The organism is Streptomyces sp. NPDC051211 (genome assembly GCF_040689505.1).
In the GTDB taxonomy this organism is placed as follows: Bacteria; Actinomycetota; Actinomycetes; order Streptomycetales; family Streptomycetaceae; genus Streptomyces.
In genome coordinates, this window is the sequence record NZ_JBFBAV010000016.1 from 149,175 (window position 1) to 174,934 (window position 25,760).

General features: G+C 71.8%; 22 protein-coding genes and 1 pseudogene. 11 read left to right on the plus strand and 12 right to left on the minus strand.

Features of this window, described 5'->3' with window-relative positions; genetic code table 11:
* Positions 1 to 273: 273 nt before the first annotated feature.
* Both AB0447_RS18385 and AB0447_RS18390 read right to left on the minus strand, forming a co-directional pair.
* A complete protein-coding gene (locus tag AB0447_RS18385) occupies positions 274 to 1,191 on the minus strand; it encodes an aminoglycoside phosphotransferase family protein (RefSeq protein ID WP_366477718.1) in 918 nt (305 codons plus the stop codon).
* Between the two features lie 172 nt (positions 1,192 to 1,363).
* On the minus strand, positions 1,364 to 2,188 hold the full coding sequence (locus AB0447_RS18390) for a class I SAM-dependent methyltransferase (RefSeq protein ID WP_366477719.1): 825 nt from the start codon (positions 2,186 to 2,188) through the stop codon (positions 1,364 to 1,366).
* 359 nt (positions 2,189 to 2,547) lie between these two features.
* Here AB0447_RS18390 and AB0447_RS18395 point away from each other — a divergent pair, with 359 nt between their 5' ends.
* The 3 genes and pseudogenes from AB0447_RS18395 to AB0447_RS18405 all read left to right on the plus strand — a co-directional run bounded on the left by AB0447_RS18395 (position 2,548) and on the right by AB0447_RS18405 (position 4,934).
* Entirely contained in the window at positions 2,548 to 3,147 is a 600-nt protein-coding gene (locus AB0447_RS18395) for a TIGR03086 family metal-binding protein (RefSeq protein ID WP_366477720.1), read from the plus strand.
* A gap of 164 nt (positions 3,148 to 3,311) precedes the next feature.
* Positions 3,312 to 3,635, plus strand: a pseudogene (locus tag AB0447_RS18400) (DUF885 family protein); the annotation flags it as partial.
* A gap of 69 nt (positions 3,636 to 3,704) precedes the next feature.
* Positions 3,705 to 4,934 carry an MBL fold metallo-hydrolase gene (locus AB0447_RS18405; RefSeq protein ID WP_366477745.1) on the plus strand — a complete coding sequence of 410 codons (1,230 nt, stop codon included), beginning with the start codon at positions 3,705 to 3,707 and terminating at the stop codon, positions 4,932 to 4,934.
* Between the two features lie 33 nt (positions 4,935 to 4,967).
* Here the strand turns inward: AB0447_RS18405 and AB0447_RS18410 are convergent, their stop codons facing one another.
* Entirely contained in the window at positions 4,968 to 5,507 is a 540-nt protein-coding gene (locus AB0447_RS18410; RefSeq protein WP_366477721.1) for a hypothetical protein, read from the minus strand.
* Between the two features lie 451 nt (positions 5,508 to 5,958).
* On the opposite strand from AB0447_RS18410, the gene AB0447_RS18415 reads away from it, so the two are divergent.
* Positions 5,959 to 7,254, plus strand: coding sequence for a DUF11 domain-containing protein (locus AB0447_RS18415; RefSeq protein ID WP_366477722.1), 1,296 nt, complete (start codon positions 5,959 to 5,961; stop codon positions 7,252 to 7,254).
* Between the two features lie 194 nt (positions 7,255 to 7,448).
* Here AB0447_RS18415 and AB0447_RS18420 read toward each other — a convergent pair whose 3' ends face one another.
* Positions 7,449 to 8,429: a WYL domain-containing protein gene (locus AB0447_RS18420; RefSeq protein WP_366477723.1), complete on the minus strand. Its 981-nt coding sequence runs from the start codon at positions 8,427 to 8,429 to the stop codon at positions 7,449 to 7,451.
* Positions 8,430 to 8,555: 126 nt separating this feature from the next.
* Here AB0447_RS18420 and AB0447_RS18425 point away from each other — a divergent pair, with 126 nt between their 5' ends.
* The 3 genes from AB0447_RS18425 (at position 8,556) to AB0447_RS18435 (ending at position 11,532) form a co-directional block, all read left to right on the plus strand.
* Positions 8,556 to 9,311: an NIPSNAP family protein gene (locus tag AB0447_RS18425; protein WP_366477724.1), complete on the plus strand. Its 756-nt coding sequence runs from the start codon at positions 8,556 to 8,558 to the stop codon at positions 9,309 to 9,311.
* A 146-nt stretch (positions 9,312 to 9,457) separates the two neighbouring features.
* The gene (locus AB0447_RS18430) at positions 9,458 to 10,075 is read left to right on the plus strand and encodes a 2'-5' RNA ligase family protein (RefSeq protein ID WP_366477746.1); all 618 of its coding nucleotides are present in this window, start codon (positions 9,458 to 9,460) and stop codon (positions 10,073 to 10,075) included.
* A gap of 188 nt (positions 10,076 to 10,263) precedes the next feature.
* Positions 10,264 to 11,532 (plus strand): hypothetical protein, encoded by a 1,269-nt coding sequence (locus AB0447_RS18435; protein ID WP_366477725.1) that lies wholly within the window; start codon positions 10,264 to 10,266, stop codon positions 11,530 to 11,532.
* A 90-nt stretch (positions 11,533 to 11,622) separates the two neighbouring features.
* Here AB0447_RS18435 and AB0447_RS18440 read toward each other — a convergent pair whose 3' ends face one another.
* Positions 11,623 to 12,006 carry a VOC family protein gene (locus AB0447_RS18440; protein ID WP_366477726.1) on the minus strand — a complete coding sequence of 128 codons (384 nt, stop codon included), beginning with the start codon at positions 12,004 to 12,006 and terminating at the stop codon, positions 11,623 to 11,625.
* A 384-nt stretch (positions 12,007 to 12,390) separates the two neighbouring features.
* Here AB0447_RS18440 and AB0447_RS18445 point away from each other — a divergent pair, with 384 nt between their 5' ends.
* Positions 12,391 to 15,576, plus strand: coding sequence for a BTAD domain-containing putative transcriptional regulator (locus AB0447_RS18445; RefSeq protein ID WP_366477727.1), 3,186 nt, complete (start codon positions 12,391 to 12,393; stop codon positions 15,574 to 15,576).
* Here the strand turns inward: AB0447_RS18445 and AB0447_RS18450 are convergent.
* Both AB0447_RS18450 and AB0447_RS18455 read right to left on the minus strand, forming a co-directional pair.
* A complete protein-coding gene (locus tag AB0447_RS18450) occupies positions 15,557 to 16,348 on the minus strand; it encodes an ABC transporter permease (RefSeq protein ID WP_366477728.1) in 792 nt (263 codons plus the stop codon). The genes AB0447_RS18445 and AB0447_RS18450 overlap by 20 nt on opposite strands.
* Complete coding sequence (locus AB0447_RS18455; protein WP_366477729.1) at positions 16,345 to 17,316, minus strand: ATP-binding cassette domain-containing protein; 972 nt, start codon at positions 17,314 to 17,316, stop codon at positions 16,345 to 16,347. The genes AB0447_RS18450 and AB0447_RS18455 overlap by 4 nt, the downstream gene beginning before the upstream one ends.
* A 194-nt stretch (positions 17,317 to 17,510) precedes the next feature.
* Between AB0447_RS18455 and AB0447_RS18460 the strand changes: the two genes are divergently transcribed.
* Both AB0447_RS18460 and AB0447_RS18465 read left to right on the plus strand, forming a co-directional pair.
* Positions 17,511 to 18,326 carry a sulfite exporter TauE/SafE family protein gene (locus tag AB0447_RS18460; protein ID WP_366477730.1) on the plus strand — a complete coding sequence of 272 codons (816 nt, stop codon included), beginning with the start codon at positions 17,511 to 17,513 and terminating at the stop codon, positions 18,324 to 18,326.
* 376 nt (positions 18,327 to 18,702) lie between these two features.
* Complete coding sequence (locus tag AB0447_RS18465) at positions 18,703 to 20,685, plus strand: amino acid transporter (RefSeq protein ID WP_366477731.1); 1,983 nt, start codon at positions 18,703 to 18,705, stop codon at positions 20,683 to 20,685.
* A gap of 182 nt (positions 20,686 to 20,867) precedes the next feature.
* Here the strand turns inward: AB0447_RS18465 and AB0447_RS18470 are convergent, their stop codons facing one another.
* Positions 20,868 to 21,671, minus strand: coding sequence for a septum formation family protein (locus AB0447_RS18470; protein ID WP_366477732.1), 804 nt, complete (start codon positions 21,669 to 21,671; stop codon positions 20,868 to 20,870).
* 221 nt (positions 21,672 to 21,892) lie between these two features.
* Here AB0447_RS18470 and AB0447_RS18475 point away from each other — a divergent pair, with 221 nt between their 5' ends.
* Positions 21,893 to 22,495, plus strand: coding sequence for a hypothetical protein (locus AB0447_RS18475; RefSeq protein WP_366477733.1), 603 nt, complete (start codon positions 21,893 to 21,895; stop codon positions 22,493 to 22,495).
* 91 nt (positions 22,496 to 22,586) lie between these two features.
* Here AB0447_RS18475 and AB0447_RS18480 read toward each other — a convergent pair whose 3' ends face one another.
* The 4 genes from AB0447_RS18480 to AB0447_RS18495 all read right to left on the minus strand — a co-directional run bounded on the left by AB0447_RS18480 (position 22,587) and on the right by AB0447_RS18495 (position 25,679).
* Positions 22,587 to 23,036 carry a hypothetical protein gene (locus AB0447_RS18480; protein ID WP_366477734.1) on the minus strand — a complete coding sequence of 150 codons (450 nt, stop codon included), beginning with the start codon at positions 23,034 to 23,036 and terminating at the stop codon, positions 22,587 to 22,589.
* A gap of 83 nt (positions 23,037 to 23,119) precedes the next feature.
* Positions 23,120 to 24,403 (minus strand): hypothetical protein, encoded by a 1,284-nt coding sequence (locus tag AB0447_RS18485; RefSeq protein WP_366477735.1) that lies wholly within the window; start codon positions 24,401 to 24,403, stop codon positions 23,120 to 23,122.
* Between the two features lie 256 nt (positions 24,404 to 24,659).
* Positions 24,660 to 25,130 (minus strand): flavodoxin family protein, encoded by a 471-nt coding sequence (locus AB0447_RS18490; RefSeq protein ID WP_366477736.1) that lies wholly within the window; start codon positions 25,128 to 25,130, stop codon positions 24,660 to 24,662.
* 105 nt (positions 25,131 to 25,235) lie between these two features.
* Positions 25,236 to 25,679 carry a class I SAM-dependent methyltransferase gene (locus tag AB0447_RS18495; protein ID WP_366477747.1) on the minus strand — a complete coding sequence of 148 codons (444 nt, stop codon included), beginning with the start codon at positions 25,677 to 25,679 and terminating at the stop codon, positions 25,236 to 25,238.
* Positions 25,680 to 25,760 lie beyond the last annotated feature (81 nt).

Here is a 25,760-nt window from a genome sequence, read left to right on the forward strand (position 1 = left end):
CTGGACCGGCGGGGCGGCTGGAAGGTTGTGTTCCCAAGGCCGGAGACGACCACCCGGGACAGCTCGACCCGCCCCTGGACCTGGCCGGCTATCGGCCGACCCCTTCGCTGTGGCAGATCCACGGCAACGGAACGGGCTTGCGCAGCACCCGGTCCGACCGGAGCCGGCCCAGCACCTCGACCGGCAGGGCAGGTCAGCCAGGACACGGGCGATGCGGGGAGCGTCTTAGCCGGCCTCGAGCACGACCACTCGACCTCCCACCGGGGTACTTGATCAGTGGTGGACCGTCGTGGTGAGGCGTTGCAGTGCGGCGTGGGCGGGTGGGCCCCAAGTGGGCTTGCCTCCGGGGCGGCCGTGGACGCCGGCGTGTCCGATGTGGATGCCGGCGAGGGCGCGCAGCACCGCCCAGCCGCGGGCGCGGCGCAAGGTCGCGGCGTCCGGGCTTGGCTGGTAACTCTCGTGGAAGCGGTCGATGGCGCCGTCCGGCAGCAGGATCCAGGCGGCGGCGAGGTCGCAGGCCGGGTCGCCGGCGAAGAGGTCGCCGAAGTCGATCACGCCGGAGAAGGTGCCGTCCGTGGTCAGGATGTTGGCCGGGTGCAGGTCGCCGTGGAGCCAGAGGCGTGGGCCTGCCCAGTCGGGCGCGGCGGCGGCGTCTTCCCAGACCGCGCGGACCGCGTCCGGGTCGCGGACCAGCCCCAGTTCGGTGGCCGAGGCGAGCCCTCGGGTGAAGTGTTCTGCGGTGTCGGCCAGCGGGCCACCGCGGTCTCGGCCTGCCGGCGCCCCGTCGGGGGCGGGGCGGTGGAGGGCGGTCAGGAAGGCGGCCAGGGTGACTGCCGCCTCCGCGGGGCGCGTTGCGGGGGCGCGGTCGGCGGGCTCGCCCGGGACCCAGGTGGTGACGAGCCAGGGCCGCGGGAACCGTTCGGAGGGCTCACCAAGGCGCTGCGGGACGGGAATCTGGAGAGGGAGGTTCGGGGCGAGGAGGGGCAGCCAGGCATGTTCCTTGCGCAGCAGTGCGTCCGCGGACTGCGTCGCCCAGGGCAACCGGACGGCGAGGTCGTCGCCGAGCCGCCACAGTTGGTTGTCCCAGCCCAGCGCTCCGAGCTTCAGAGGGAGATCAGCCAGGTCGGAGTGCTGCTCGCGCAGCAGATCCCGGATCAGGTCCTCGGTGATGTCCATCTCGGTGGCCGTCATATGGAGCAGCGGTAGTCGGGTATTGCGGCCTGCCCGGGTTCCGGGCGAATCGTCCTGCCGGAGCTGTAGGGGTGTCTGACCGAGCGCGGCGACGCGTTGTTGGAGTTGTGCGACGCTGACCGGCATCCGTGCAGTGGATCCGCCCCTGCGCCGACGAGGACCGCCACCTCGTCTACCTCGACACCCGGGCGTTCTCGGCCTTCCACCCCCAGGCCGTGAGCATCCCCGGCGACAATCCGGTGCACCGGGGGGAGTCCAGGTAGCGCACGGCTTCGTCGAGCTGGGTGTCGTCGACCAGCCCCGTCGCCAGCATGGCGGCCCGCGCCCGCTCCCAGGTGTCCGCCCAGAACCGGCTGATCGCGCTCCCCGGCAGGAGCGGCGGTACGTGGATCTCGGCCGCCACCGGTTCCAGCCCGGCCGCCCGCAGCAGCTCGGTACGGTGGGTCACCTGGGAGACGTCGGTTCCGATGCCGTCGCGCAGCCCCTGCCACATGGCCCGCATCGCGCGGGTGTACGGGGTCACGGGCGCCGAGTCCGTGGTCAGGTCGACCGCGTCGCTGACCACCAGGACCCCGCCCGGGGCGAGCAGCCCGGCGAGCTTGGCGACCATCTGCTGGGGGGAAGGCAGGTGCATGAGCAGGAACCGGGCGTGGACCAGCCGGAACAGCCCGGGGGAGAAGTCCTCGGAGGTGATGTCCGCCTGCAGAGTGGTCAGTCCCGGCACGGGGTGCGCCGCGAGGAACCGTACGTCGCGGTCCACCGCGAGGACCTGCGCCACTCCCGCCTCGCCGAGCAGCCGCCGCGCCACCGTGCCCGTTCCCGCGCCCACCTCCAGGCACGTCCAGCCGGGTCCCACTCCCAGCTGCCGCAGCCGGGCCATGGTCGTCTCGTCGTAGGTGAGGGCCCCGAGGTCGATACGGTCGTCCTCGCCCCAGTCCTCGGGACGGAAGACCCGCTCACCGTAACGGCCCTCGCTCGCGGGCCCTGCACCGGCCATGTGGCCATTGTGGCAACGGGGAGCCGATGCCACATGTCGTGCGGCCCCGGCCGCCGGCCGGAAAACCGCGCCCGAGCCCCGGGTACCGGCCCGGGGCGGGGGCACCCAGGGCCGACGCCGGCCCGGTACGGGCCCACCTCGGGCTTGACCACGCCGAGCGCTCCGCCCCCCGGCGGGCTGGGCGGTTTCGCCGAGCGCTCCGCCCCCGGCGGGATGGGTGGTCAAGGGGAATCCGGCCGCGTCGGCGTCCGGACACCGGCCGAGCGGGTCCGCCCGGGTGAATCTCCGGCCGCGTTGCGATGAGTACGGGCTCCGCCTCCGGTCTACCCTTCACACCCATCGTCCCGGAGGAGCGGCAGATGACCGATACGACGACCCTCGACCTCGGACCACAAGCCAGGATCGTGGCCCGTCTCGCTGAGGGAATCCCGGACGCCCGGCTCGCCGACCCGACGCCCTGCCCCGAGTACGCGGTCCGCGACCTGCTGGGCCACCTCGCGGGCCTCGCCGTCGCCTTCCGCGACGCCGCCCGCAAGGACCTGGGCCCCACGACGGACACGGCCCCCGACTCGGCCGCGCTCTCCCTGCCCGACCGCTGGCGCGAGGAACTGCCCCGGGTCCTCGGCGAACTGGCCGAAGCCTGGAGGGACCCGGCCGCCTGGACCGGCATGACCCGCGCGGGCAGCGTGGACCTGCCCGGCGAAATCGCGGGTGCGGTGGCCGTCGACGAACTGGTGATCCACGGCTGGGACCTGGCCCGGGCCACCGGCCAGGAGTACGCACCCGATCAGGGAGCGCTGCGCGCCTCGCATGCGTTCCTGCTGGCAGCCGCCGAGGACGAGGACCGCGGCGGCATCTACGGGGCCGTCGTGCCCGTCCCGGACGACGCCCCGCTGCTGGACCGGGCAGTCGGGCTGAGCGGACGCGATCCGGGCTGGACGCCGCCGACCGCCCCGTGACGCAGGCCACCAGTCGCCCCCCGTCGGCCACCCGCGCCCGATCGACTCACCGAATGTGCGCGGTTTCTCGGTGACCCGGCCACACGTTGTACGGCCCCCCGCAGGGAGGACTGGAGGCCGGGCCGGGAGTCGGCGAAGATGTGACCGTCAAACCCATGCCCTTCTTCTACACCGAGCCGCAGGACCGGCTCGGCCACCTGGACGCCCAGATGATGCGGGCGCTACGGGTCGTGGTCGACCTCGGCATGCACCTGTGGTGCGAGATCCCGGCGCGCTCGCCCTTCGCCGCCGGTCAGCGCTGGACCCCGGCCCTGGCCCGGGAGTTCCTCGGCCGCTGCTCCGGCCGCCCGCCCGCCTACCCGGACAGCGAGATCGTCCGCTACCCGGGCCGGCCGGCACAGGCGATCACGTACAAGCGGGGCCAACGGGCCTGGTTGCAGGGCCGGGAGGCGGCACGGGCGAAGCAGAGCGCGGACTTCGACCTCCGGCCGGGCAGCGGGGCGGCCGATGGCCGGTCGGGCCAGCCTGAAGAGGCCGGTCGGTCATCGCACCCGGACATCCGCGGCTCGGCCGGAAAGCCCCGTAGGAGGTGGGACATCTGCTCGCGGGAGGGGTGCGCCCTGGCCGGAGGCTTCCCGGGGACACCACGCCTGGTGCGGCGTACGCTCGTGAGCAGGGGCTGGTGGTCGACACCGTTGCGGCGCCCGGACGAGACCGCGGGAGGATCCATGACCGCGCTCGGTGACCTGATCGAGATCGACGACAGGACCGTGCTGGCCCTCGGGCAGGGACTGGATGTCGAGCACGATCAGCCGGACGTCGCCAACGCCCTCGTACACCGTGCCGGCGATACCCTGGTGCTGGTCGACACCGGCGTCACGGCGGCCTTCCGCGCGGCACTGCGGGAGGCGGCCGACCGGGTCGGGCACTGGTCCCGGGCACTGCTGCTGACCACGCACGGCCATCTTGACCACGTCGGCAACAACGACCTGGCCGACGAGCTGGGCGTGCCGGTCGAGCACTACGTCCCCGCCCTCGACCTCGACCAGATGCGGGACCCGGCCTCGTACTGGGTGCGGTCCTTCGACCGCATCGCCGGGTTGGCGCCGCTGCCCGCGCCGCCCGCACCGGCCGGCAAACTGGTGTCGCTCTTCGAGCCGATGCGGCCTTTCGGCGCGACGACCCGGACCTACGAGGAGCGGCCGCTGCAGCGGATTCGGATCGGCTCGCAGCGATTCACCGGCTGGACCTTCGCCGACGGCGCGGTCCGCGTGCTGCGCAGCCAGGGACACTGCGCCGGGCATGTGATCGTGCACCTGAGGGACTGCGGCGTCCTACACCTCTCCGACGAGGGCAACGGACCCTGCGGTGCGATGGCCGACGCCGACCAGCTCAAGATCCAGACCGTGCTCGGCGCCGTTGCTCTCCTCTTCGAGGAGGGAGAAGCCGCACTCCTCACCGACGGCCACACCTTCGCCCTGCGCCGTGGCGCTGAGGTGCCGTCCTACCTGGACGGGCTGCTGGAGCAGGCCACCGCCCTTCAGGAGGCGGCACTCAGGCTGACCAGCGAGAGCAAGCAGGTTCGGCCAAGCACGTTCATGACCCGCTACGCGGAAACCATCGCTGAACTGGGGGTCGGCGGCGCCAACCCGAACGCGATGTTCACCGCCATGACGGTGGTCAACCAGCTCCGCGAGCTCGGTCTACGCCCGGCGTCCGACAGCGTCGACGCACCCTGGTCCCGGCCCGAGCTCCCAAACCCCGCGCCCACCACCGAGCCTAGGTGATCAGACCTTGCGGACCCTGCCTGTTGAGGCGTCTCAGATCCGCTTGTGGATCAGACGGCAGCGTGGGCCGAGGTGATCGCCGAGCTCGAGGATGAAGGCGTCGCTGAGCGGCGGCCAATTGTCGAAGCGCACAGCGAGGTTGGCGATGTGGACGGCCCAGGGGCCGGTCCAGTCGCCCAAGAGCGCGGCGGCGGCGCAGTTCTCGCAGGTCACGATGGGTTCGGCCTGCTCAAGCCAGGGCTTGACCAGCGTGATGTGTGCGTCTTCGTCGAGCGGGGTGGTGCAGTTCGGGCAGGCCGGCGGGGTGTAGTTGCCGCCGGGGTCATGGATCTGACGTTCGTCGAGGATGTCAATGCCGTCTCCGACGAGACCGGTGTTCCGGTGGAAATCGCGAAGTGCTGCTGCTGCGGCGGGGCCGGGCAGGTACTGACTAGGCCGCCAGAGCGGGTCAGGCTGATCGTTCGGCTCGATGATCTGCTGCTCAAGAAGCCAGGCGGCGGCGGCCGCCGCCCGCGCGGGGGCCTCCTGGGCCGAGACGGTCAGCTCGGCGATGATGATCGCACTGTCGCTCATGGCCGTGATCGTATCGTCGGGATTTCGGGGTCGGCCGTCCGGTGAGGCTGCGGCCGACGGAGGCCTTCGACTTCGCCGAGCCGCCCTTGACCGCTCGGCCTGGGCGATCGGAGCGACCAGGTTGTCGCGGATCCCGCCCAGCCGTGGCCCCGTTGGGCCGGGTCCGAACGCAGGAGCGAGACAACGGCCGGTCCGCGGACTGCCGCGAGACCCTCACGCTGTACCCGCAGCCGGCCGGCCCCGCGGGCCGGTGACTCCGCCGTCGGCGGCCGGCGGTGCGCCGCGAGATCGTCCTGGTGCATTGGAGCGAAATCCGTTGCCGAAGCCCGAGCCGTGACGTCCGACCCGGCATGCCTTGTGCTCATCTGTCTCCGGCGCCACCGGCGCCTGTCAAGGGAGGCCGCGCCGTCATGCGGCCCCGTCTGTACTCAGCAGCGAAAGGTGTTTGTTCGTGAGTCGAGGTACAAACGGATCGGACCGGAAGCGGCTGCGCGCGCTTTCCACGCTGGGCGCAATGGGTCTCATCGCCGGGCTCGCTTCGGGCATGCTGGCCCCACCGGCCGGGGCCGACCAGGCCCCCGCGGCGACTGCCGCGAAGTCGCCGCCCGGTGGGGGCCCCGTTGCGTGCAAGGGGCAGGTCTACGTCTCGTTCGGCGACCCGAACCAGCTCTACACCGCCGACAGAGGGCCCGGAACGGTCCGGTTCACGCCGCTGGGCGGCCCGACGCCGTTCCTCTACAACGCCATCGGAGTGAACCCCGACGATCGCTTCCTCTACGGAATCACGTTCGGCGGCCCGGACAACGAGCTGGTCCGGTTCGACCGCAAGGGGGACTTCACCAATTTCGGCGCCATCGCCGGTCTGCCGCCCGCCCTCTACATCTCGGGAACGTTCGACGACGCGGGCAACTACTACGTCCTGGCCGACGACACCGGGCAGATCTACCGGATCGGAATCGCTGACGACGGCACCGGCTCGGTGACCGGGGTCATCGAGGTACCGGAGCTCGCCGACCCGGAGCTCGACGTCTTCGACATCGCGTTCCGTGACGGATTCCTCTGGGGCTCGACCGACTCGGGCGCCATCACGCGGATCGACATCGCCGACGAGAGCGTGGACTTCTTCCCGGGTGTTCTTCCGGGGGGTGAGGACTTCGGCGGCGTCTTCGTCTACGGCAACGGCGACCTCGGATTCTTCCGCAATTCCGGACAGCTCTTCCGGGTGCGCGTGGAGGACGCGAGCGGCTCCGACCCCGAGTTCACCGTGCTGTCGGTGCAGACCACCACCCCGGCGACCAACCTCGACGCCACGTCCTGCTTCCTCGACTCGTCCGCCGACCTGTCGGTGCACAAGCGCGGCCCCAAGAGCGTCACGGCGGGCGCAGCAGTCACCTACCGGATCACCGTACGGAACGGCGGGAAGGGTGACTCCTCCGGCTGGTCGCTGACCGACACCCTCCCGTCGCAGATCCTGGAGCCCACCACGGCGACCGAGGGGTGCGAGATCACCGACGGCGTCCTCTCCTGCACGGGTGGTCCGCTGCCGGAGCGCCGGCACGTGGAGATCACGGTGACGGGTACCGCCGCGGACGTCTCGGAGCCCACGACCGTGTCGAACACCGCAACGGTGTTCGGCGACGACAGGGACCCGGACAACGCCAACAACGAGAGCACCGCGACCACCGAGATCAACCCGGAGGACGCGAACGACGAGAAGCACGAGAACGAGGGGACGCCGCGCCCGTAGTCGGCAGGTGCAGTGGAGGATCCGGATGCCGGTTGGGCATCCGGGTCCTCCCTGGGAATCCAGAACGCCGGGGACCCGAGCCAGGGCGCCGGCATCAACCTCCGCAACTGCACGGGCGCCGCCTGGCAGCGCTGGGACGTCCCCCTCCCGCCGGCCCGGCTCTTTGAGTTGCCGCGGCGACGCATGGTCCGGCGTTACGGGAGTTCGTAGGCTCGGGCGAGTATCTCCACGGTGGCGGCCATGGCCCGGCGCAGTTCGGGCGGTGCAATGACCTGGACGTCTCCGCCGAGGCGGAGCAGCTCGCCACGGGCGTGCTCGATGCTCTCGGTAGGGATGACCGCTTCGACCCATCCGCCGTCGCCGATGGGGGTGGCGGTGGAGTCGACAGCCCGCACCACCTCCGGGGGGACGTTGTCGGGCAGGCGCCGGCGTCCCCCCGGGGACAGGCGGATGGTGGCCGTGCCGGTGTAGCGGCGCGCGTGGAAGTCTTTGAGGTACGAGGCCCAGTACGCGCCCAGGTCGAAGTCCTCCGGTCGGTCGAACCGCTCTTCGCCCGGTACCGCGTCGAGGACCCGGGTGACACGGTAGGTCGCGGTAGTGCCCTGCTCCGTGGCGGCCACGACGTACCAGGTCCCGGACTTGAGGACCAGGCCATAGGGGCGGAGGCGGCGGTCCACCTCCTGCGGGGCGCGCCAGCGGCGGTACCGCACGTGCACCACACGCCGCGCGAGTACCGCATCGACGAACAAGGGGAGATGCGGCGGCTGTTCAGGTTCTCGGTACCAACCGGGTGCGTCCAGGTGGAACACCGTCGCGACCCGTGACGCCTCCTCGCGTAGTCCCGTCGGCAACGCGGCGAGCAGCTTCAGCCGGGCGGCCGTCACCTCGGCCTCCAGCCCCAAGTCGGCGGCGGGCCCGGGCAGTCCGGCGAAGAACAGTGCCCGTGCCTCGCCCTCGCTCATCCCGGTCAGGCGGGTGCGGTAGCCGTCGAGCAGCTGGTAGCCGCCCCCGCGGCCGGGCTCGGCGTAGACCGGAACCCCTGCGGACTGCAGGCGCGCCAGGTCACGGTAGGCGGTGCGCACGGACACGTTCAGCTCGTCGGCGATGGCCCGCGCGGAGACACGGCCCCGCGATTGCAGCAGCAGAAGAACCGAGAGCAGTCGACTGGCAGACATGCGCGCATTCTCCTCGGAAACCCTGACAGAACCTGTCACACGGTTCTCCTATCGTCGCTGCACGCCCGGATCCGCAACCGAACGAGCCGGATCCGCATCCGCAAAGCACCGAACTGGAGTCCCGCTGTGCCCACCGACACCGTCGGCCCGCCACCTGCCGTGATCGAGCTCCGCCAGTACACGCTGCGTCGCCGCCGGCGCGACGAACTCATCGAACTGTTCGACCGGGAGTTCATCGAAACCCAGGAAGAGGCGGGAATGAGCGTGCTCGGCCAGTTCCGGGACCTCGACGATCCGGACCGCTTCGTCTGGCTGCGCGGCTTTCGCGACATGGCGGCGCGTCATCGCGCGCTCACGGCCTTCTACGGAGGGCCCGCCTGGTCCGAGCACGGGCCCCACGCGAACGACACCATGATCGACTCGGACGACGTCCTCCTGCTGCGCCCCGTGCCGGCCGGAAGCGGCTTCACGGTGTCCCCGGCCGCTCGTCCCCCGGCCGCTCGTCCCCCGGTCGGTGCTCCGCCACCGGACCGGTTCGTGGCCGCCACCGTGTGGTCCTTCCCTCCCGGACGACAGGACGGCATCGCACTGATCCGGGACGGCCTCCTCCCCGTACTCAAGGAGACGGGGCCCGCGCCACTTGCCTTCCTGGCCACCGAGCCCGCGCACAACACGTTCTCCAGGCTGCCGGTCCGCACCGGCGAGAACGTCGCCGCGGTCTTCACCTCGTACCCCGACGAGAATGCGCACCGTCGACACCTCGACGACCTGCAGGCCCATCCCTTGACACGGGGCGAAATCCTGCCGGCCATCGAACGAGAACAGACATCGGCACCCCGAACTCTCCGGCTGACACCCACCGGCCGCTCGCTCATCTCCTGACACCTGAGCCGACGAGCCGGATGAAGGTGGAGCGCCGCCTCCCGCATCATCGCCGGGTTCCCGGGCGGCTGGAGCGCGCTCGCTCGAGGGATGGCGGGTCATGCGGGCACCCGCCTCCCGCCCCAGGGCATCATGGCCTGGTGAACATGCCTCCGACGGCAGACGGCGGCCGCGGCGTCGCAGGGTTCCTCGACGTCGACCCCACGCCACGCACGGCCGTCGTGTGGATGCCTCCGCCCCACTTGTGGCCCCCCATCCAGAGCATCCGCGCCGAACACGACCCGCAGATCCGCCGCTGGCCGCCGCACGTCAACCTGATCTTCGGCTTCGTACCGGAGTCCGACTTCCCGGCCGCGGCTCCGCTGCTCGCCGCCGCGGCCGCCGGTGCCGAGCCGTTCGACGTGCGCCTCAGCGGAGTGCACTCCTTCCGCCATCGCGCGTACTCCACCGTGTGGCTCGACCCCGCCGCGGCCGGCCTGCCCCCCTGGACGGCCCTTCGGCTCGACCTGGCAGAGCCCTTCCCCCGCTGTAGCGAACGCTTCCCGCGCTTCACGCCGCACCTGTCACTGGGGCGTACGCGCGACCCGCGCAGCCTGACCGCAGAGTGCGAGGCCCGCCTGAGCAGCATGTCGGCGCGAGTGTCCGAGGTGGTCCTGCTCTCCCGCCGTGGCGATGGACCCATGCGGCCTCGCGCCACTGTCGGCCTCGGCACGGGCGCGCTGCGTTGGCTCCCGGACTCCGAACCCGACGAGGCGACCGAGTAGCCACCGCCGCAGTAAGACTCGTGGTCGAAGCCCCGGACGTAGGCCCCGGTGGACGAGAACACGATGGCGTACTCACCGCCGATCCCGTCCCGCATCGCCGTCACCGGAGTGCCCGGCCACGTTCGGCGTGAGGCGTCCCGGCAGACCCCGCAGGGCGCAGTCAGTGGCTGGGGCTAGTGTGCTGCCGTATGAAGATCGAATCCCTTCTCGAAGACCTGGACAGCGACGACGCCGCGCGGGCGGCGGCCGCTGCCGAACGGTTGGCGGAGCAGGCCGACAGCGTGGTGCCGATGCTGCTGCGGGGTGTGGCCGATGTGCAGCGGACCGTTGATCTGAAGCCGGTCATGCGGGTGTTGAAGCGCATCGGGCCGCCGGCCTTCGACGCCCTGCTGGCGGCCTGGCGCCGGAAGGAACTGTCGGACTGGCAGGCGGGCCGGCTCCTCGGGGTGTTCGACGAGCGCTCCGCCGACCAGTACGCGGCCCTGGCGGCCGATCCGGACTTCGGGAAGTCGGAGGACGGCTTCCAGGGGCTCGTCAGGCTGCGGGTGGACTCCGAGGCCGGACTGACGGCCCTGGTGGGCTGCTTCGCCCGCGGCCGCCGCATCCCCTACAAGGCCCCCGACTACGCCCGCGAGCTGCACGACTCCTTCCGACCGCGGCTGCGGTCCCTGCGCCGCGACCCGGCCGCGTCCCCGAGGATCCGGCGGGGCGCGATGGCGGCGCTGGTGGCGGGCGGCGGCGCCGACGCGCTCGACGACCGCGATCGGGCGGCGGTCGAGCGGCTGATACGGGTGAAGATCCTGGACGAGGTCCCGAGCCTCCCCTCGACGACGCTCAGCGCCTGGTGGATGGCCGTGCCCGGGGCGTCGTACGAGGGGGTCTTCGAGGCCCTGGGCCTGCACGACCGGCGGCCCGTCACGGTCGCCGCCGGCGTCCAGGCCTCGGAGAGCCGGGAGATCCAGGTACCCGGGCCGGACGGCGCCGTCCGTACCGTGGGGCGGGCCTTCATCACCCCGGAGCTGAACGGCTGGCGCCTCATCTTCGGTTCCTTCGACCTGCTCGTCGGCGACCCCTGGGACGGCATGATCGAGACGGTCGAGCGGGTCAGCCTCCACTGCGGCCAGGCCCAGTTCTTCTTCCTGGACGATGCCGGCGGCTCCGACGTGTGGATCGTCGCCGAGAACGGCCGGGTGATCCGTCAGTACGCCGCCGAGGGCGACCCCGAATGGGAGGGCGACCCGCTGCCGTGGGAGACCCTCGCGGTCGACGAACCGAACTTCAACCCCGAGTACGACGAGGCCAACGCGGGCACCACGGGCGCCCGGTCCGCCTGCGGCTACCTCTCGGTCGACCCCGGCGAGGTCGGCCCGCACACCGAGGTGCGCGGTCACGGCTGGCTGGCCCTCACCGCACCGGGCGTCGGCCACGGCGCGTTCCCCGGGACGCTCCGCATCTGAGGCGCACCGTAGACGGGAGCCTCTTGGCATTGCGGTGCGGCAAGGCCGCCACGCGAACGGCCGAGCGGCTCGGCGTCAGGACGCAGGCGGTCAGAGGGGCTGGAGCCGGGCGCGCAGCAGGCAGAATTCGTTGCCTTCCGGGTCGGCCAGGACGTGCCAGTTCTCGGTGCCGGTCTGGCCCACGTCGACGGGCTTGGCGCCGAGCGCGAGCAGCCGCTCCAGCTCGGCGTCTTGGTCGCGGTCGGTGGGGTTGACGTCGATGTGGAGTCGGAGCTTGCCGGTCCGCGGTTCGCTGCTGGGGCTGAGGATGAGAGTGGGCTGCGGGCCGCCGAAGCCGGCGTCGGGCGGCCCGACCTCGATGCTTCCGTCGTCGTCCCGGCCGAGTTCGACGTAGCCGAGGACCTCGCTCCAGAATGCGGCGAGCCGGTCGGGGTCGGCCGTGTCGATGACGAGCTCACTGATGCGGCATGCCATGCCCGTCAGTGTACGTCGACGACCCGGGAGTCGAGGAGCAAAGGCAAGGCTGACGGCTGCTGGTCGAGCGGGGCTTCCCGGTGCCCGGTCACCTGCATGCCCGTGGCCTACCGGTCCGGGCCCGGTGCGCCCTGCGCCTACCTGTCAAGTCCCGCGTCTCGAACCGTTGTTGTGTGACTGCTGCTGATGGCGATGGTGGCGGCGGCTGCCTTTCCGACCGTCCACACGTGCCGCGGCGGGCAACGCCTTGAGCGTTCAGCGCGTGGCGGGAAGGGCGATGAAGGTCGGTGATCGAGCGGGCCGCACGCAGGCCCCAGGCGGCGGATGGGCGGCCGGAACGGCGGCGGGAGTTCGGACAGTCGGCGCCTTGGCTAGTCTGCACGGGTGACCACCGACCTGACCCTGCTGCCGCGTGTCGCCTACCGTGGGCACGAGGTCACCGCGCCCCGGCTCCGCGGCCTCCTCGCGCTGCTCGCGGGCGACCTGCGCACCGGCTGCAGCACCGAGCGGCTGGTGGCAGGGCTGTGGCCGGACGAGTTGCCGGAGCGGCCGGGGAAGGCGGTGCAGGTCCTCGTGTCCCGGGCGCGGGCGCAGCTGGGCGCAGACGTCCTGGCGAGCACGCCGACCGGATACCGGCTCGCGCTCGCCGAGGACCAGGTCGACAGCTCCGCCCTGCTGCTGCACGCGGCCGCCAGCGCGGACCGGGCCAGGGCCGGGGACCACGCCGGATCGCTGGCCGCGGCCGAGGCCGGGCTCGCGCTGTGGCTGGGCACTCCTGAAGGGGCAGGCGCCGGCAACGATCCCGTGGCCGCGTTGCGCACCGAGCGCGCCCCCGTCCGCCGCGCGCTCGTACGCGCGCAGGCGCTCGCGCTCGCCCGCCTCGGACGGCACACGGAGGCCGCCGGGCCGCTGGCCGCGGCCGCCGCCGAGCATCCGCGCGACGAGGAACTGCTCGCCGAGCTGCTGCGCGGCCATGCGGCGACGGCGGGCCCGTCCGCCGCGCTGACGCGGTACGAGGCGTACCGCCGTGAGCTGCGCGACGAGCTCGGCACGGATCCGGGCGCCGGGCTCAAGGCCGTACAGCAGGAGCTGCTGCGCGGCGAGGCGCCTGTGGTCAGGCACGGCGTGCCGCACGAGCCGAACCCGCTCCTCGGCCGGGACGAGGACATCGCGGCGGTGCAGCGGCTGCTGCGCGCCTCCCGCGCAGTCACCGTGGTCGGCCCCGGCGGCCTCGGCAAGACCCGGCTCGCCCACGCCGTCAGCCGCCGGGCCGAACAGCGCGTGGTGTATTTCGTGCCGCTCGCCGGCGTCACCGCGGACGCGGACGTGGCCGCGGAGGTGGCCTCCGCACTCGGCGCAGGCGAGGGGCGGCCCGGAGCCATGAGCGGCCACGCCCCGGCCGACCCGGTGTCCGGCATCCTCGGCGTGCTCGGCTCGGGGCCCGCCCTGCTGGTCCTCGACAACTGCGAGCAGGTCATCCGGGGCGCCGCCGACCTCGTACGGGCTCTGGTCTCGTCCTCGAGGGACCTGCGGGTGCTCGCCACCAGCCGGGCCCCGCTGGACCTCACATCGGAGGCCGTGTACGCGCTGCCGGAGCTCGGTCCCCGCACCTCGGTCGAGCTGTTCACGCAGCGGGCCCGGGCCGCCCGGCCCGGCGTGCAGCTGCCGCAGGACGCGGTGGCCGAGCTGTGCCGCCACCTCGACGGGCTGCCGCTCGCCGTGGAGCTGGCCGCGGCGAGGGTGCGGGTGCTTTCGGTGCCGGAGATCGCCCGCCGCCTCGCCGACCGGTTCGCGCTGCTGCGCGGCGGGGTGCGGGACGTGCCGGAGCGCCACCGCACGCTGCACGCGGTCGTGGAGTGGAGCTGGAACCTGCTCGCGGAGGACGCCAGGGCGGCGCTGCGCACGCTGTCCGTCTTCCCCGGCGGCTTCTCGGGCGAAGCGGCGGAGCAGGTGCTCGGCGAGGACGCGCTGACCCTGCTCGAGCAGTTGGCCGGTCAGTCGTTGCTCACCCTCGCCGACACCCCGGTCGGCGTGCGGTTCCGGATGCTGGAGACCGTACGGGAGTTCAGCGCGGCCCGGCGCGCGGAGGCGGGCGAGGAGGACGAGGCCGTCGGCCGGTTCCTCGACTGGGCGCGGGCTTTCGGGGTCGAGTACCACGACGTGTTCTTCGGCTCGGAACCGCGGGCCGCCTGGGGCCGCATCAAGGCCGAGCAGGACAACCTCGTGGCTGCCCTGCGGCACGCCCTGGCCCGTACGGACGGCCCCACCATCGCCGCCCTCACCGCCGTCCTCGCCGCTTTGTGGTCCACCGACTCCAACTTTCCCCGCCTCGCCGCCCTCGCCGCGGACACCGGCCCGCCGCTGTCGCACTACTACCCCGAACCCGAATACGTCGAAGTCGCCCGCGCCGCCGCGGTGTTCGGCGCGGCGAGCCTGTTCCTGGGCTACGGCCCGCACGCCGTACGCCAGCTCGTCACCCTCCGGCGGCTGCCCCCGGCCCCGCCCGACACGCTGCTGCGCGCCATCGCGGCAGTGCTGAGCGCGGTCCCCGAGATGCTGCCCCCCGACTACGAAGTGCTGCACGAGCTCTGCGGCAGCGGCAGCAGCCCTGGCGTTGGCACTGGCCCTGGCACCGGCATCGACGGTCAGCAGCCGCTGGTCGCCGGCATCGCCGAGTGCTTCGCCACCTATGTCTGGGAGTACGAGCACGACATCGACCGCGCGCTCGCCTCGGCCCGCCGGATGATCGCCGAACTGGCTCCGGTCGACAATCCGTCCGTCCGGCTCATGGCGCATTCCCGGCTGGGCGAGCTCTGCATGCGGACGGGACAGGGCGAGGAAGCGTACGGGCACCTCAAGGCGGCGCTCGAAGTGCTGCCGCGGCTCGGAGACGGGCACGACTACATCGGCATCCGCACCTCCCTGGTCCTCGCCTGCCTGCAGCGCGGCGAGCCCGACGAGGCCGAGTACTGGGCGCGGCAGGCGGAGAGCGACAACCCCCCGCAGCAGGACGACTTCTACGGCCCCGACTTCGGCGGGCGCGCCGAGATCGCGCTCGCCCGCGGGCTGACGGAGGTCGGGCTCGGCCTGTGGCGCAGCGCCGTGAAGAGGATGGCCGCGGCCGCCGCGTCGCACGGCGGCGAGCCCTGGATCGACCCGTGGGCGCTGCAGATCCAGTCGGCAGCGGTGACGGCGCACGCCCACGCCGGCCGTCTCGAACTCGTCGCGGAGTCGGTGGACCGGCTGCGGCAGCGGCTGCGGACCCTGCTCTCCGGACCGCCCGGGTCGCCCATGGAGCTCCCGGTGCTCGGGACGGTGCTGCACGCCCTGGGCACGGCGGGGCTCGCGTCCGGCGACGCCTCCGCCGCAAGGATGATCGCGCTGGCCGAACGACTGCGGGTGCTGCGCGATTTCCAGCCGACGATGTCGGCGGCCCGCGCTCGGCGGGCGGCCGAGGACGCCGACAGGGCGGCGTACACCGACGCGGTGTCGGAGTACGCCGCCCTGAACCGGGACGAGCTGTGGGAGGCGGCCCGCGCTGTCATGGCGGTTACTTCGGGTCGCGGTTGAACAACGCCGTCGACCAGCGGTAGCCGAGCGCGGACAGGCCGACGCACCAGACGATCGCGATCCACCAGTTGTTGCCGATCTCGCTGCCGAGGAGGAGTCCGCGCAGGGTTTCGATGGCGGGAGTGAAGGGCTGGTATTCGGCGATCGGCTGGAACCAGCCCGGCATAGTGTCGGCCGGGATGAAGGCGCTGGAGATGAGCGGGAGGAGGATCAGCGGCATGGCCATGTTGCCGGCCGCCTCGGCGTTCGGGCTGGCCATGCCCATGCCGACTGCGATCCAGGTGAGCGCCAGGGAGAACAGCGCGAGCAGCCCGAACGCCGCCAGCCACTCCAGGGCGGTGGCGTCCGTGGACCTGAAGCCGATGGCCACGGCGACGGCACCGACGAGGACCAGGCTGGCGAGCACCTGCAGCACGCTGCCGACGACGTGCCCGATGAGCACGGAGCCGCGGTGGATCGCCATCGTACGGAAGCGGGCGATGAGGCCCTCGGCCATGTCGGTGGAGACGGACACCGCGGCGCCGATCACGGTGCTGCCGATGGTCATCATCAGGATGCCCGGGACGAGGTAGGCGATGTACTCGGAGCGGTCCGCGCTGCCGCCGCCGATGCCGGCGCTCATCACGTCTCCGAAGATGTAGACGAAGAGCAGCAGCAGCATGATCGGGGTGAGCAGCAGGTTCAGGGTGAGGGACGGGTAGCGGCGCGCGTGCAGCAGGTTGCGGCGCAGCATCGTGTTCGAGTTGCGTACGGCGAGGGTCAGGGCGCTCATCGGGCCGTCTCCTTGGGCTGGTTGGGGACGCTGGTGCCGCCGGTGAGGGCGAAGAACACGTCGTCCAGGTCGGGGGTGTGCACGGTCAGCTCGTCCGCTTCGATGCCGGCCGAGTCCAGCCAGTCGAGGATGGAGCGCAGTTCGCGCTGGCTGCCGTCGCTGGGGATCTGCAGCGACAGCGCCTCGTCGTCCCTGGTGACCTCGCGCAGGGCGACGGCGGCGGACTGGTACGCGCCCGGGTCGGTGAAGCGGAGCCGGACGTGCCCGCCCGGGATGAGCCGCTTCAGCTCGTCGGCGCTCCCCTCGGCCGCGATCCTGCCGTCGCTCAGCACCGCGATGCGGTCGGCGAGCTGGTCGGCCTCCTCCAGGTACTGGGTGGTGAGGAAAACGGTGACGCCGCCGGAGACCAGCTCGCGGATGATCCCCCACATGTTGTGACGGGCACGCGGGTCGAGGCCGGTGGTCGGCTCGTCGAGGAAGATGATCCGCGGATCGCCGACCAGGGTCATGGCGATGTCCAAGCGGCGCTTCATGCCGCCGGAGTAGGTGGAGACGGGCTTCTTCGCAGCCTCGGTGAGGTCGAACCGCTCCAGCAGCTCGGCGGCGGTACGGCGGCCCTCGCTGCGGGACAGCAGGTGCAAGTCCGCCATGAGGAGCATGTTCTCCTCGCCGGTGATCAGGCCGTCGACGGCGGAGAACTGCCCGGTGACGCCGATCGCGGCCCGCACCGCCTGCGGGTCGGCGGCCAGGTCGTGGCCGGCGACGTGCAGGTCGCCGGCGTCGGCGGTGATGAGGGTGGAGAGGATCTTGACGGCGGTGGTCTTCCCGGCGCCGTTCGGGCCGAGCAGGGAGAAGACCGTGCCGGCCGGCACCGCCAGGTCGATGCCGTCGAGGACCGTCTTGTCGCCGTAGGACTTGCGCAGCCCCTCGGCCGCGATGGCGGGGGAGTGCGAGGTCGTTGTCGTCATGCCGCAGAGGTTGCGGCAGGGCGCATTCAGCGCGGTTTCACGATGGTTTCAGCCGCTGGAACCCCGGCAGGGCAGGTGCTCCACAGGGGTGGTTCAGAGGACCGGATGAATCCTGGGCGGGTGCCCCGTGCCTTCCCCCGAAGCTGGGGGCATGCCATAGCGGTTGGGGACTGTGAGCAGCGAGGATGCCCGTCATGGCTACCGATGAGGACCTTGCTCCCGTACGTTCGAGGCACTCGATGCCGGTGGTGTTCGGTGCGGGGGCGGCCATCGGCGTTCTGGGCGGGATGATCGGTTTGGGCGGCGCGGAGTTCCGCCTGCCGCTGCTGATCGGCCTCTTCGCCTTCGCCGCGCTCTCGGCGGTCATCCTGAACAAGGCGATGAGCCTGGTCGTGGTCCTGGTCGCGCTGCCCGCCCGGCTGGCGGCGGTCCCGGCCGCCGAGGTGGCCGCACGCTGGCCCGTCGCGGTGAACCTGCTGGCCGGAAGCCTGCTGGGTGCCTGGGCCGGAGCGTCCTGGGCGGTGCGTATGCGCTCCTCCACCCTCTACAAGGTGCTGGCTGCTCTGATGGTGCTCATGGCGGCCGCCCTGCTGGTCACGCACACCACCACCCTGGGGGCACTCGCGTTGCCGCTGTGGGCTCAGGTGCCCTGCGGAGTCGTGGCCGGGTTCGGCATCGGGGTGGTCGCGGCGATCATGGGTGTGGCCGGGGGCGAGCTCCTGATCCCCACGATCGTGCTGCTCTTCGCGGTGGACATCAAGACCGCCGGCAGCCTCTCCCTGCTGGTGTCACTGCCCACCATGCTGGTGGCCTTCGCCCGCTACAGCCGTGACGGCAGCTTCGCCGTCCTCGGCGCCAACCTCCGCTTCACCACGGTGATGGCGGTGGGCTCGATCACCGGTGCCGTGCTGGGCGGGCTGCTCCTCGGTGTGTTCTCGGACCTGGTGCTCATCCCCGTGCTGGCCGCGATCCTGCTCGTCTCGGCGGTCAAGCTCGCCCGGCATGACTGAGTCCGCGACCGGTTCCGCCGTATGGAGGGCCGGGCGTTAAGGACGCGTCAAAGTTGTTGGGGGGCGGGGGTCCGTCTCGAGGCCCTGCCACGTCCGTCGGGTACGGGGGCACGTACGCCGGTGGCGGGGTCCCCGGCCGGTGCTCTGCCCGCTCTACGTGGGCAGTTGTGGTCGGGACCGATAGTCCGGGGGCGCTGGGCGATGCGCGGCGTACCAGGCAGGCCGGGTACCGGGAGCCGGTCCGTCCGGTGCGGTCCACCTCGGCGGCAGGCCCATACTTGGTGATCGTTGCGAGGCCCTGGGCAAGTGGCCGCCGGGTGCGGGTGCGGGTGCGGGCGCGGGTGTGCTGGGCAGGTCGGGAAGGATGACGGGGGACTTGAGCGAAGCGAACGACCCGATGATGCCGGCGGTGGTGGACAGTGCCGCTCTGCGGGCAGAGCCGTCCGGCAGGGTGGCGCGGTGGTTGTTGCGGCACCAAGTACAGCCGGTGGGCCCGGCCGCCGACGAGGGCCACTCGAAGCCGCACGCGTGGTGGAAGGTGATGTGCCTGACCGGCGTCGACTACTTCTCCAGCCTGGCCTACGTCCCCGCGATCGCCGCCCTCGCAGCCGGGGCCGTCTCGCCGTTGGCGACGCTGCTGATCGTGGCACTGACCCTGCTGGGAATGCTGCCGATGTACCGGCGGGTGGCGAAGGAGAGCCCGCACGGCGCCGGGTCGGTGGCGATGCTGGAGGACCTGCTGCCGTTCTGGTGGGGCAAGTTGTTCGTACTGATCCTCCTCGGCTTCGTGGCCACGTCATGGATCATCACGATCACCCTCTCCACTGCGGACGCCTCCGTCCACGTGGTGGAGAACCCGTTCTTCCCCGCAGTGCTGCACGGCCACGAGGTCGCCCTCACGGTGGCGCTGCTGCTGGTGCTGGGAGGGGTGTTCCTGCTGGGGTTCAGCGAGGCGGTCAGTGTGGCCATCCCCCTGGTGGCGGTCTTCCTGGTGCTGAACGCGGTCGTCATCGCGGTGGGCCTGACCCATGTCTTCACCACCCCGGGGGCCTGGTCGGCGTGGATCGATGCCCTCGGCGAGGGCGGAGGCGGCTTCGGTGACCTGGTGGGCCCGGCGCTGCTGGCGTTCCCACTGCTGGTGCTGGGCCTGTCGGGCTTCGAGACCGGTGTGAGCATGATGCCGTTGGTGGCGGCCGAGGGCGCCGACGAGGAGCAGCGGCTGCGCGCGCGGATCCGCAACACCCGAAGGCTGCTGACCACCGCCGCTCTCATCATGAGCGTCTACCTGCTGTCCGCGAGCTTCGTCACCACCCTCCTCATCCCGCACGAGCAGTTCGAGCCGGGTGGCGCCGCCAACGGCCGTGCTCTGGCGTGGCTGGCCCATGAGCACGTCGGGGAGGCGTTCGGCACCGTCTACGACATCAGCACCATCCTGATCCTGTGGTTCGCCGGCGCGTCCGCCATGGCGGGACTGGTCAACATCGTCCCCCGCTACCTGCCCGACTACGGCATGGCACCCGAGTGGGGGCGGGCCGTCCGCCCGGTCGTGATCGTCTACACCGTCCTGTGCATCCTCATCACCATCGCCTTCGACGCCGACGTCGACGCCCAGGCCGGCGCCTACGCCACCGGCATCCTCGCCATGATGGTGTCCGGTGCCTTCGCCGTCACCGTCTCCGTCGCACGCCACCGGCGGCGCGCGACCACCGTCGGCTTCGCCCTGCTCACCGCGGTCCTGCTCTACGCCCTGGTCGCCAACATCGTCGACAAGCCCGACGGCATCGTCATCTCCGGGTTCTTCATCGCCGGGATCGTCATCGTGTCGCTGGTCTCCCGCGTCTCACGCACGACCGAGCTGCGCGCCGACCGCATCGTCTTCGACAGCGATGCCCGCCGCTTCATCGACGACACCCTCGCCCACGACAACGCCATCAACATCATCGCGAACCGCCGTCAAGCCGGTGACGTCGCCGAGTACAGCGCGAAGGAACGCGAGCAGCGCGGCGTCAACCCGGTCCCCGGCCCGGCCGACGTGCTGTTCCTCGAGATCGACGTCGTCGACCCCTCGGACTTCAGCGACACCCTCACCGTCCACGGCGTCGAAGTCGACGGGTACCGCGTCCTGCGCGCCGAGGCCCCGGCCGCCCCGAACGCCATCGCCGCCGTCCTCCTCGCCCTGCGCGACGCCACCGGCGTCCAGCCGCACTGCTACTTCGCCTGGGCGGAAGGCAGCCCGCTGGTGCACATGGTCCGCTACTTCCTCCTGGGGCGTGGCGACACCGCACCGGTCACCCGCGAGATCATCCGCAGCCACGAACCCGACCCGGACCGCCGCCCCGGCATCCACGTCGGCGGCTGACCGTCACGGCCGCGTGCGGTCGCGTGCAGCCGTGTGCGGTCGTGTGCGGTCGTGTGCAGCCGTCCAAGGACGGACTCGAGGAGGGCCGGGAAGACCGAGAGGACCGGCCGGAACATGACGCCGGGCCCTGGCTGCCGAGCGAACCGGCGAGACGGCGGAACGGGGCGGCCGGTGACGGAGAATCAGGAACCGGAGGCGCGGACGGAGCCGGTGCTCGTGCCCTCGGCGGTGCCCAGGAAGCAGGTGACCTCGCGGTCACCGAGGCTCCAACTGCTGGACTGCGGGTAGTAGTAGAACACCTCCAGCGTCTTCGGCAGCTTCGCGGCGTCGCCCGTGTAGTCGGTCAGCGCCCTGCCGCCGCACTTCTCCTCGGCGGTCGCGACGACCTTGTCCGTACCCGGGTAGGGGCCGCCCTCCAGGTTGAAGACGGCGTACGCCTCGCCCTCGTGGGGCTGGTGGCAGGGCACGGTCCGCACCGTGAAGCGGGCCTGGGTGTTGTCCCCCTCCTGGGTCTTGGCCAGGTCGTCCTCGGTGTTGAAGCAGTCTCCCTTGCGGATGTCCTCCACGTCGCTGGAGCCCGGCGTGGTGACTTGGCCGCTGGTGTCACGCCGCGGCGGGGGGCCGTCGTCCAGCGCTCCGGACAGCCCGAGGATCACCAGGATCGCGTAGAACGCGATGGTGACGCCGTGGATGACGACGGCCGCGATGGCCAGCCCCTTGCCCTTCTCGCCGCCCTTGCGGATCTGGGAGAGGGCGATGAGGCCGAGGACCAGCGGGATGAACGGCACCGCGCAGACGATCGACATCACGAACGCCACGACAGCCAGCGCGTTGGTCTTCTGCGGCGGCGGGTACCAGCCCTGCGGTCCGCCGTAGGGCGCCGCCTGCCCGGGCAGTCCGGGGTGTCCCGCCTGACCGGGTTGCCCGTACGGCCCCGGCTGCGGGTACGGCTGTGGGGACGACGGCGGCTGCGGGGGTATCGACATGCGCGTGGTGCTCCTCGGGGAGGGTGGGACATGACCAACAGCCGGGCGGTGAAGCCGCCGGGTGGGGGACTGATGGGCGGATGATGTTCGAACCAGCCGCGCCCCAGTATCCCCCGGAGACGACGGTGGTCCCTTCCCGCCGACGCACTGCTCCAGGGCCCCCAACCTCGCCACGGAGGGTGCCCGATCGCGCGTCCCCGCGCCGGACATAGAGTGGCCGCGTGCTGGAAGACCCGTGGTTCGTGAGCGATGACCCGGAGACCGAATCCGAGTTGGACCGGACGGAGCGCGCCTTCGTGGCGGCGCTGCGCGAACGTGCCGAAGCGTGGAAGGTCCCACCTGCCGTCAGCTGGGTAGGGCGGCCCGAGGACGACTCCTCGCTGGTGATGTGCGTGGGCCTCGGCGACGGGTCGCTCGGGTGGCCCCTGCGCATCGGCCTGCACCTGACCGGGCCCACGGTCCGCGGAGACCGCCTCATCCATCAGGACTTCTACTGGCTCCCGCAGCCGCGAACCAGGCTGGCACTGGACGTCACCGGCACTCCCCAAGCGCTTGCGGCGCTGGCGGCCGACTGGTTCGAGCACATCCTTCGGATGCCCGTGGTGCGACACGAGTGGTATCACGACGGCCGGCTCTACGCGTACAGATGTCTCTTCGCGGACGACAGCGACGGCTGGTGCGACGGATACAACGACGAACTGGCCCCGCCGGGCCGGCGTGAGCACCTGAGGGCCACCGGCGCGGAGCAGGCCGGGTACTGGATCCGCTCGACGGCCCTTGGCCGACCCGATCGCGTCGTCCTCCTGCGGGGCGCGTCGGACTGACATCTCGACCAGAGTTGCCGAGGCTCGAGCGGAGCGACTGCCGGCGGGGCGGGCCGTGTTCGTCGGCGTTACGCCGGCCCGCCCGCTGCGCTCAGCGCCAGATCGTCTGGACGGAATCGAACTGGACCCAGGTGATCGGGTTTCCGCCGTTTCCGCCGTAGATGGTCAGGGAGCCGGCGGTGTTGACCTCGAAACGGCAGGCATTGATGCCCTGGCTGTTGTTGCGCGGGGCGGTGGCGCGGACCACGGCGGTGGGGCGGAGCCCGGCCGGCAGGGTGGCGATCTTCGAGTCGACGGCGAGGTTGCAGGTCACCGAGCCGCGCGCCTGGAGGAAGACCGTACCGGCGATGGTGATCAGCCGGACCTGCGGAGTCGCTCCCGCCTGGGCGGTGACACCCGGCTCGAGGAGGAGGTCGGTCCACGGCTGTGCCTCGACACCACCCGCGGCGACGGCGGGGGTGGCGGCCACCAGGTTCGTCGCGGCCAGCGTGGCGGGCAGGGCGAGAGCGGCACCGAGGATACGGCGGCGGTTGTGGGACATGGGGGTCGGTCTCCTTGGCCTTGGTTGGCGGAAGGGTTGGCGAGCGGGGAGAGGGAGGAACGGGGAAGGGCGGAAGGGGGACGTCAGCGCCAGACGGCGCTGAAGTTGTCCAACTGGGCCCATGTGACGGGGTTCGTGGAGCGCCCGCCGTAGAGCCAGAGCTCCCGGACGGAGTCCGCCTCCGCCTGGGCGGTGCACACTCCGCCGCTGTTGTTGCGCGGCACACTGCCCTGGACCGCCATGCTCGGCGCCAGCGCGTCGGGCAGCGTACCGATCCGGGTGTCCGCCCCGAAGGTCCCCTTCACCCCGCCACTGAGCTGCAGCACCGTCGTCCCCGCGATGCTGATCAGCCGCCCCTGCGGGGCCCGGACATCGGCGGTCACGCCGCTCGCCAGCGGGATCGGCTGCCAGTCGGCCAGCACCTTCACCCCGTCGACCTCCGGCTCCCCGGACAGCGACAGAATGGTGCAGGTCCGCGGGCCGGGGTCCTCGCCGGCGAAGCCGAAGTGCACATGCTGCACCCCGTTCCGCACCGATACGGCCATCCCCTCGGGTTCGCGCAGCTCCAGGCCGGGAGCGGCGGTGACGAACTGCTGGTCCAGGATGGCGCCGGTGGCCCAGTCCACGGCGGTCAGGTACGTGTTGCCGGGCGGCTTGACCACGTCCGAGTAGCCCTGGCCGGCCAGCATGTACAGCACGCCGCCGAGGGAGGCGTACCCCTGGAAGACCCCCTTCGCGTCCGGCTGGGTGATCCGGGTCAGCGGCGTCCAGTCGCCGGCCCTGGCCTTGTCCAGGTCGTAGGCCTCGAACATCATGCTGCCGCTCCTGAAGCGGACGATCACCCGGTTCGTCGTCGGGTCGATGGTGCAGGTCACGTTGGTGGCACCGGCCACCGGCCGGTACGCCGCGGCGAGTTGCGAGGAACCGGAGTCGATGACCGCGCCGCTGCGGAACTCGAAGTGGGTGACGGCAGTGCCGTAGCCATCCTTCTCCTCCTCCGGCACGTTGGTGCCCATGGGGATGGAAGCCGTCTCCGTCCACAACCGCGAGACACCGTTGTGGTGCTCGACGCCCATGGACACGCCGTGGCCGAAGCCCCGCAGGTACATGTGCCCCGTGATGGTGCCCGCCTGGCTGAGCCGGGTCACGGCCAGGTCGCCGGCGTACGCCCGCTGCCTGCCGGTCTTGGGGCCGGACTCGCCCGCCAGGGTGAGACCGCCCTCGACGACCTGGAGGACGAAGATCTCGCCGGTGACGGGATCGATGCCGAAGGACTGCATCACCGTCGCGTTCTGCAGCCGCCGCCGGTGGAGCAGTTTGCCCACCGGACCCGTTATGTCGATTTGTCCCTCGACGCTGATGCTCAACTGCGCCTCCTGCCCCGGTCCGCTTGCTCGTGTCGCGCGTGCTGCTCGTGCCGCTCGTGTTGCTCAGCCAGCTCGTCGCCGTTCTGACCGGGGCCAGTGTTACATCCGGGGCCGGCGAGGGGTGCGGCGGCCTCTGCGGGTTCCGGGACCTCCGCCTGATGTTGGAGGCGGCGGACGGTGGCATCACCCACTACGACCCCAACGGGTGGGACCACGGGGACGGGTGGAGAGAGGCAGCCGCCTGGAAGCGGCAGGGTCAGGACACCGGCCCGCTCCCGTCCCGCAGCCGCTCGGCGAACGCCCGCGCGGCAGCCAGGTCCCCGGCGTCCGGCCGCTGCTTGTTGATGCCGCCGACGAGCTTGAAGGGCGTCCAGGTGTCGAACGCCCGGCACGAGAAGCTCCCGTTCACCTCGAAGCCCTTGCCTTCGAGGAGTTGGACCAAGGGGCGGGTGAAGGGTGCCAGCGGTAGCTCGGGGAGCCCGCTGGTGGCGAACACGAAGGCCCGGCCCCGCCTGCCGGGAAGTGCCTTGACGAAGTCGGTCAGGCGCGGGTGCAGCCTGCTGTAGAAGACGCCCGAACCGAATCCCACGAGGTCGGCCCCGGCCAGTTCCGCCAGGTCGGCCTCGTCCGGGGAGACGACCTTCGCGCTCAGTACCTGGGCCATGGTGTCGGCGACTCGACGCGTATTGCCGTGCGACACGGAGGCGCACACGATGACGGTCTTCATCCTGAGATCCCTTCTCTCGCTTCTGTAGCGAGGACAGGGCAGCGGCTCCGGATGTGACACCACGCGAGGTGACGGCGGCCACACTCAACTGCCGGGCTGCGCGGCCTAAGTGCGTACGGCGCTCAGCAGGGCTGCAGTCGATGCCATGCGGGTGGGGGGTTCCCAGGTCCAGGTGCGGACGGAGGTGAACCCGGCCGCCCGGACTGTGTTTGCGAGGGTGGGGAGGTCGGCAGGGAGCCACTTCTCGTGGGCGGCCAGGAGCATGCGGCCGCCGGGGCGCAGGACGCGGTGGAGTTCGGCGAGGCCGGCGGGAACGTCGGGCCAGAGCTGCAGGTTGTTGACGGAGATGACGACGTCGACCGACGTGTCGGCTTCGCCGGTGCGGGCGGCGGTGCCGACGGCGAGGCGGAGACGGCCCCGGGCGATCAGGGGTGCGCAGCGGCGGCGGGCCATGGCGAGCATGACGTCGGAAGGGTCGACGCCGATCACATGGGCGCAGCGTCGGGCCGCGGCTTCGAGCCCGACTCCGGGGCCGGGCCCGAGGACCAGGACGCGACCACCGGTTCCTCGGCGGGCCGGGCCGGTTCCGCGACTCCGGGATGATGGGCGTGGAGCAGAACCACCGTCCCG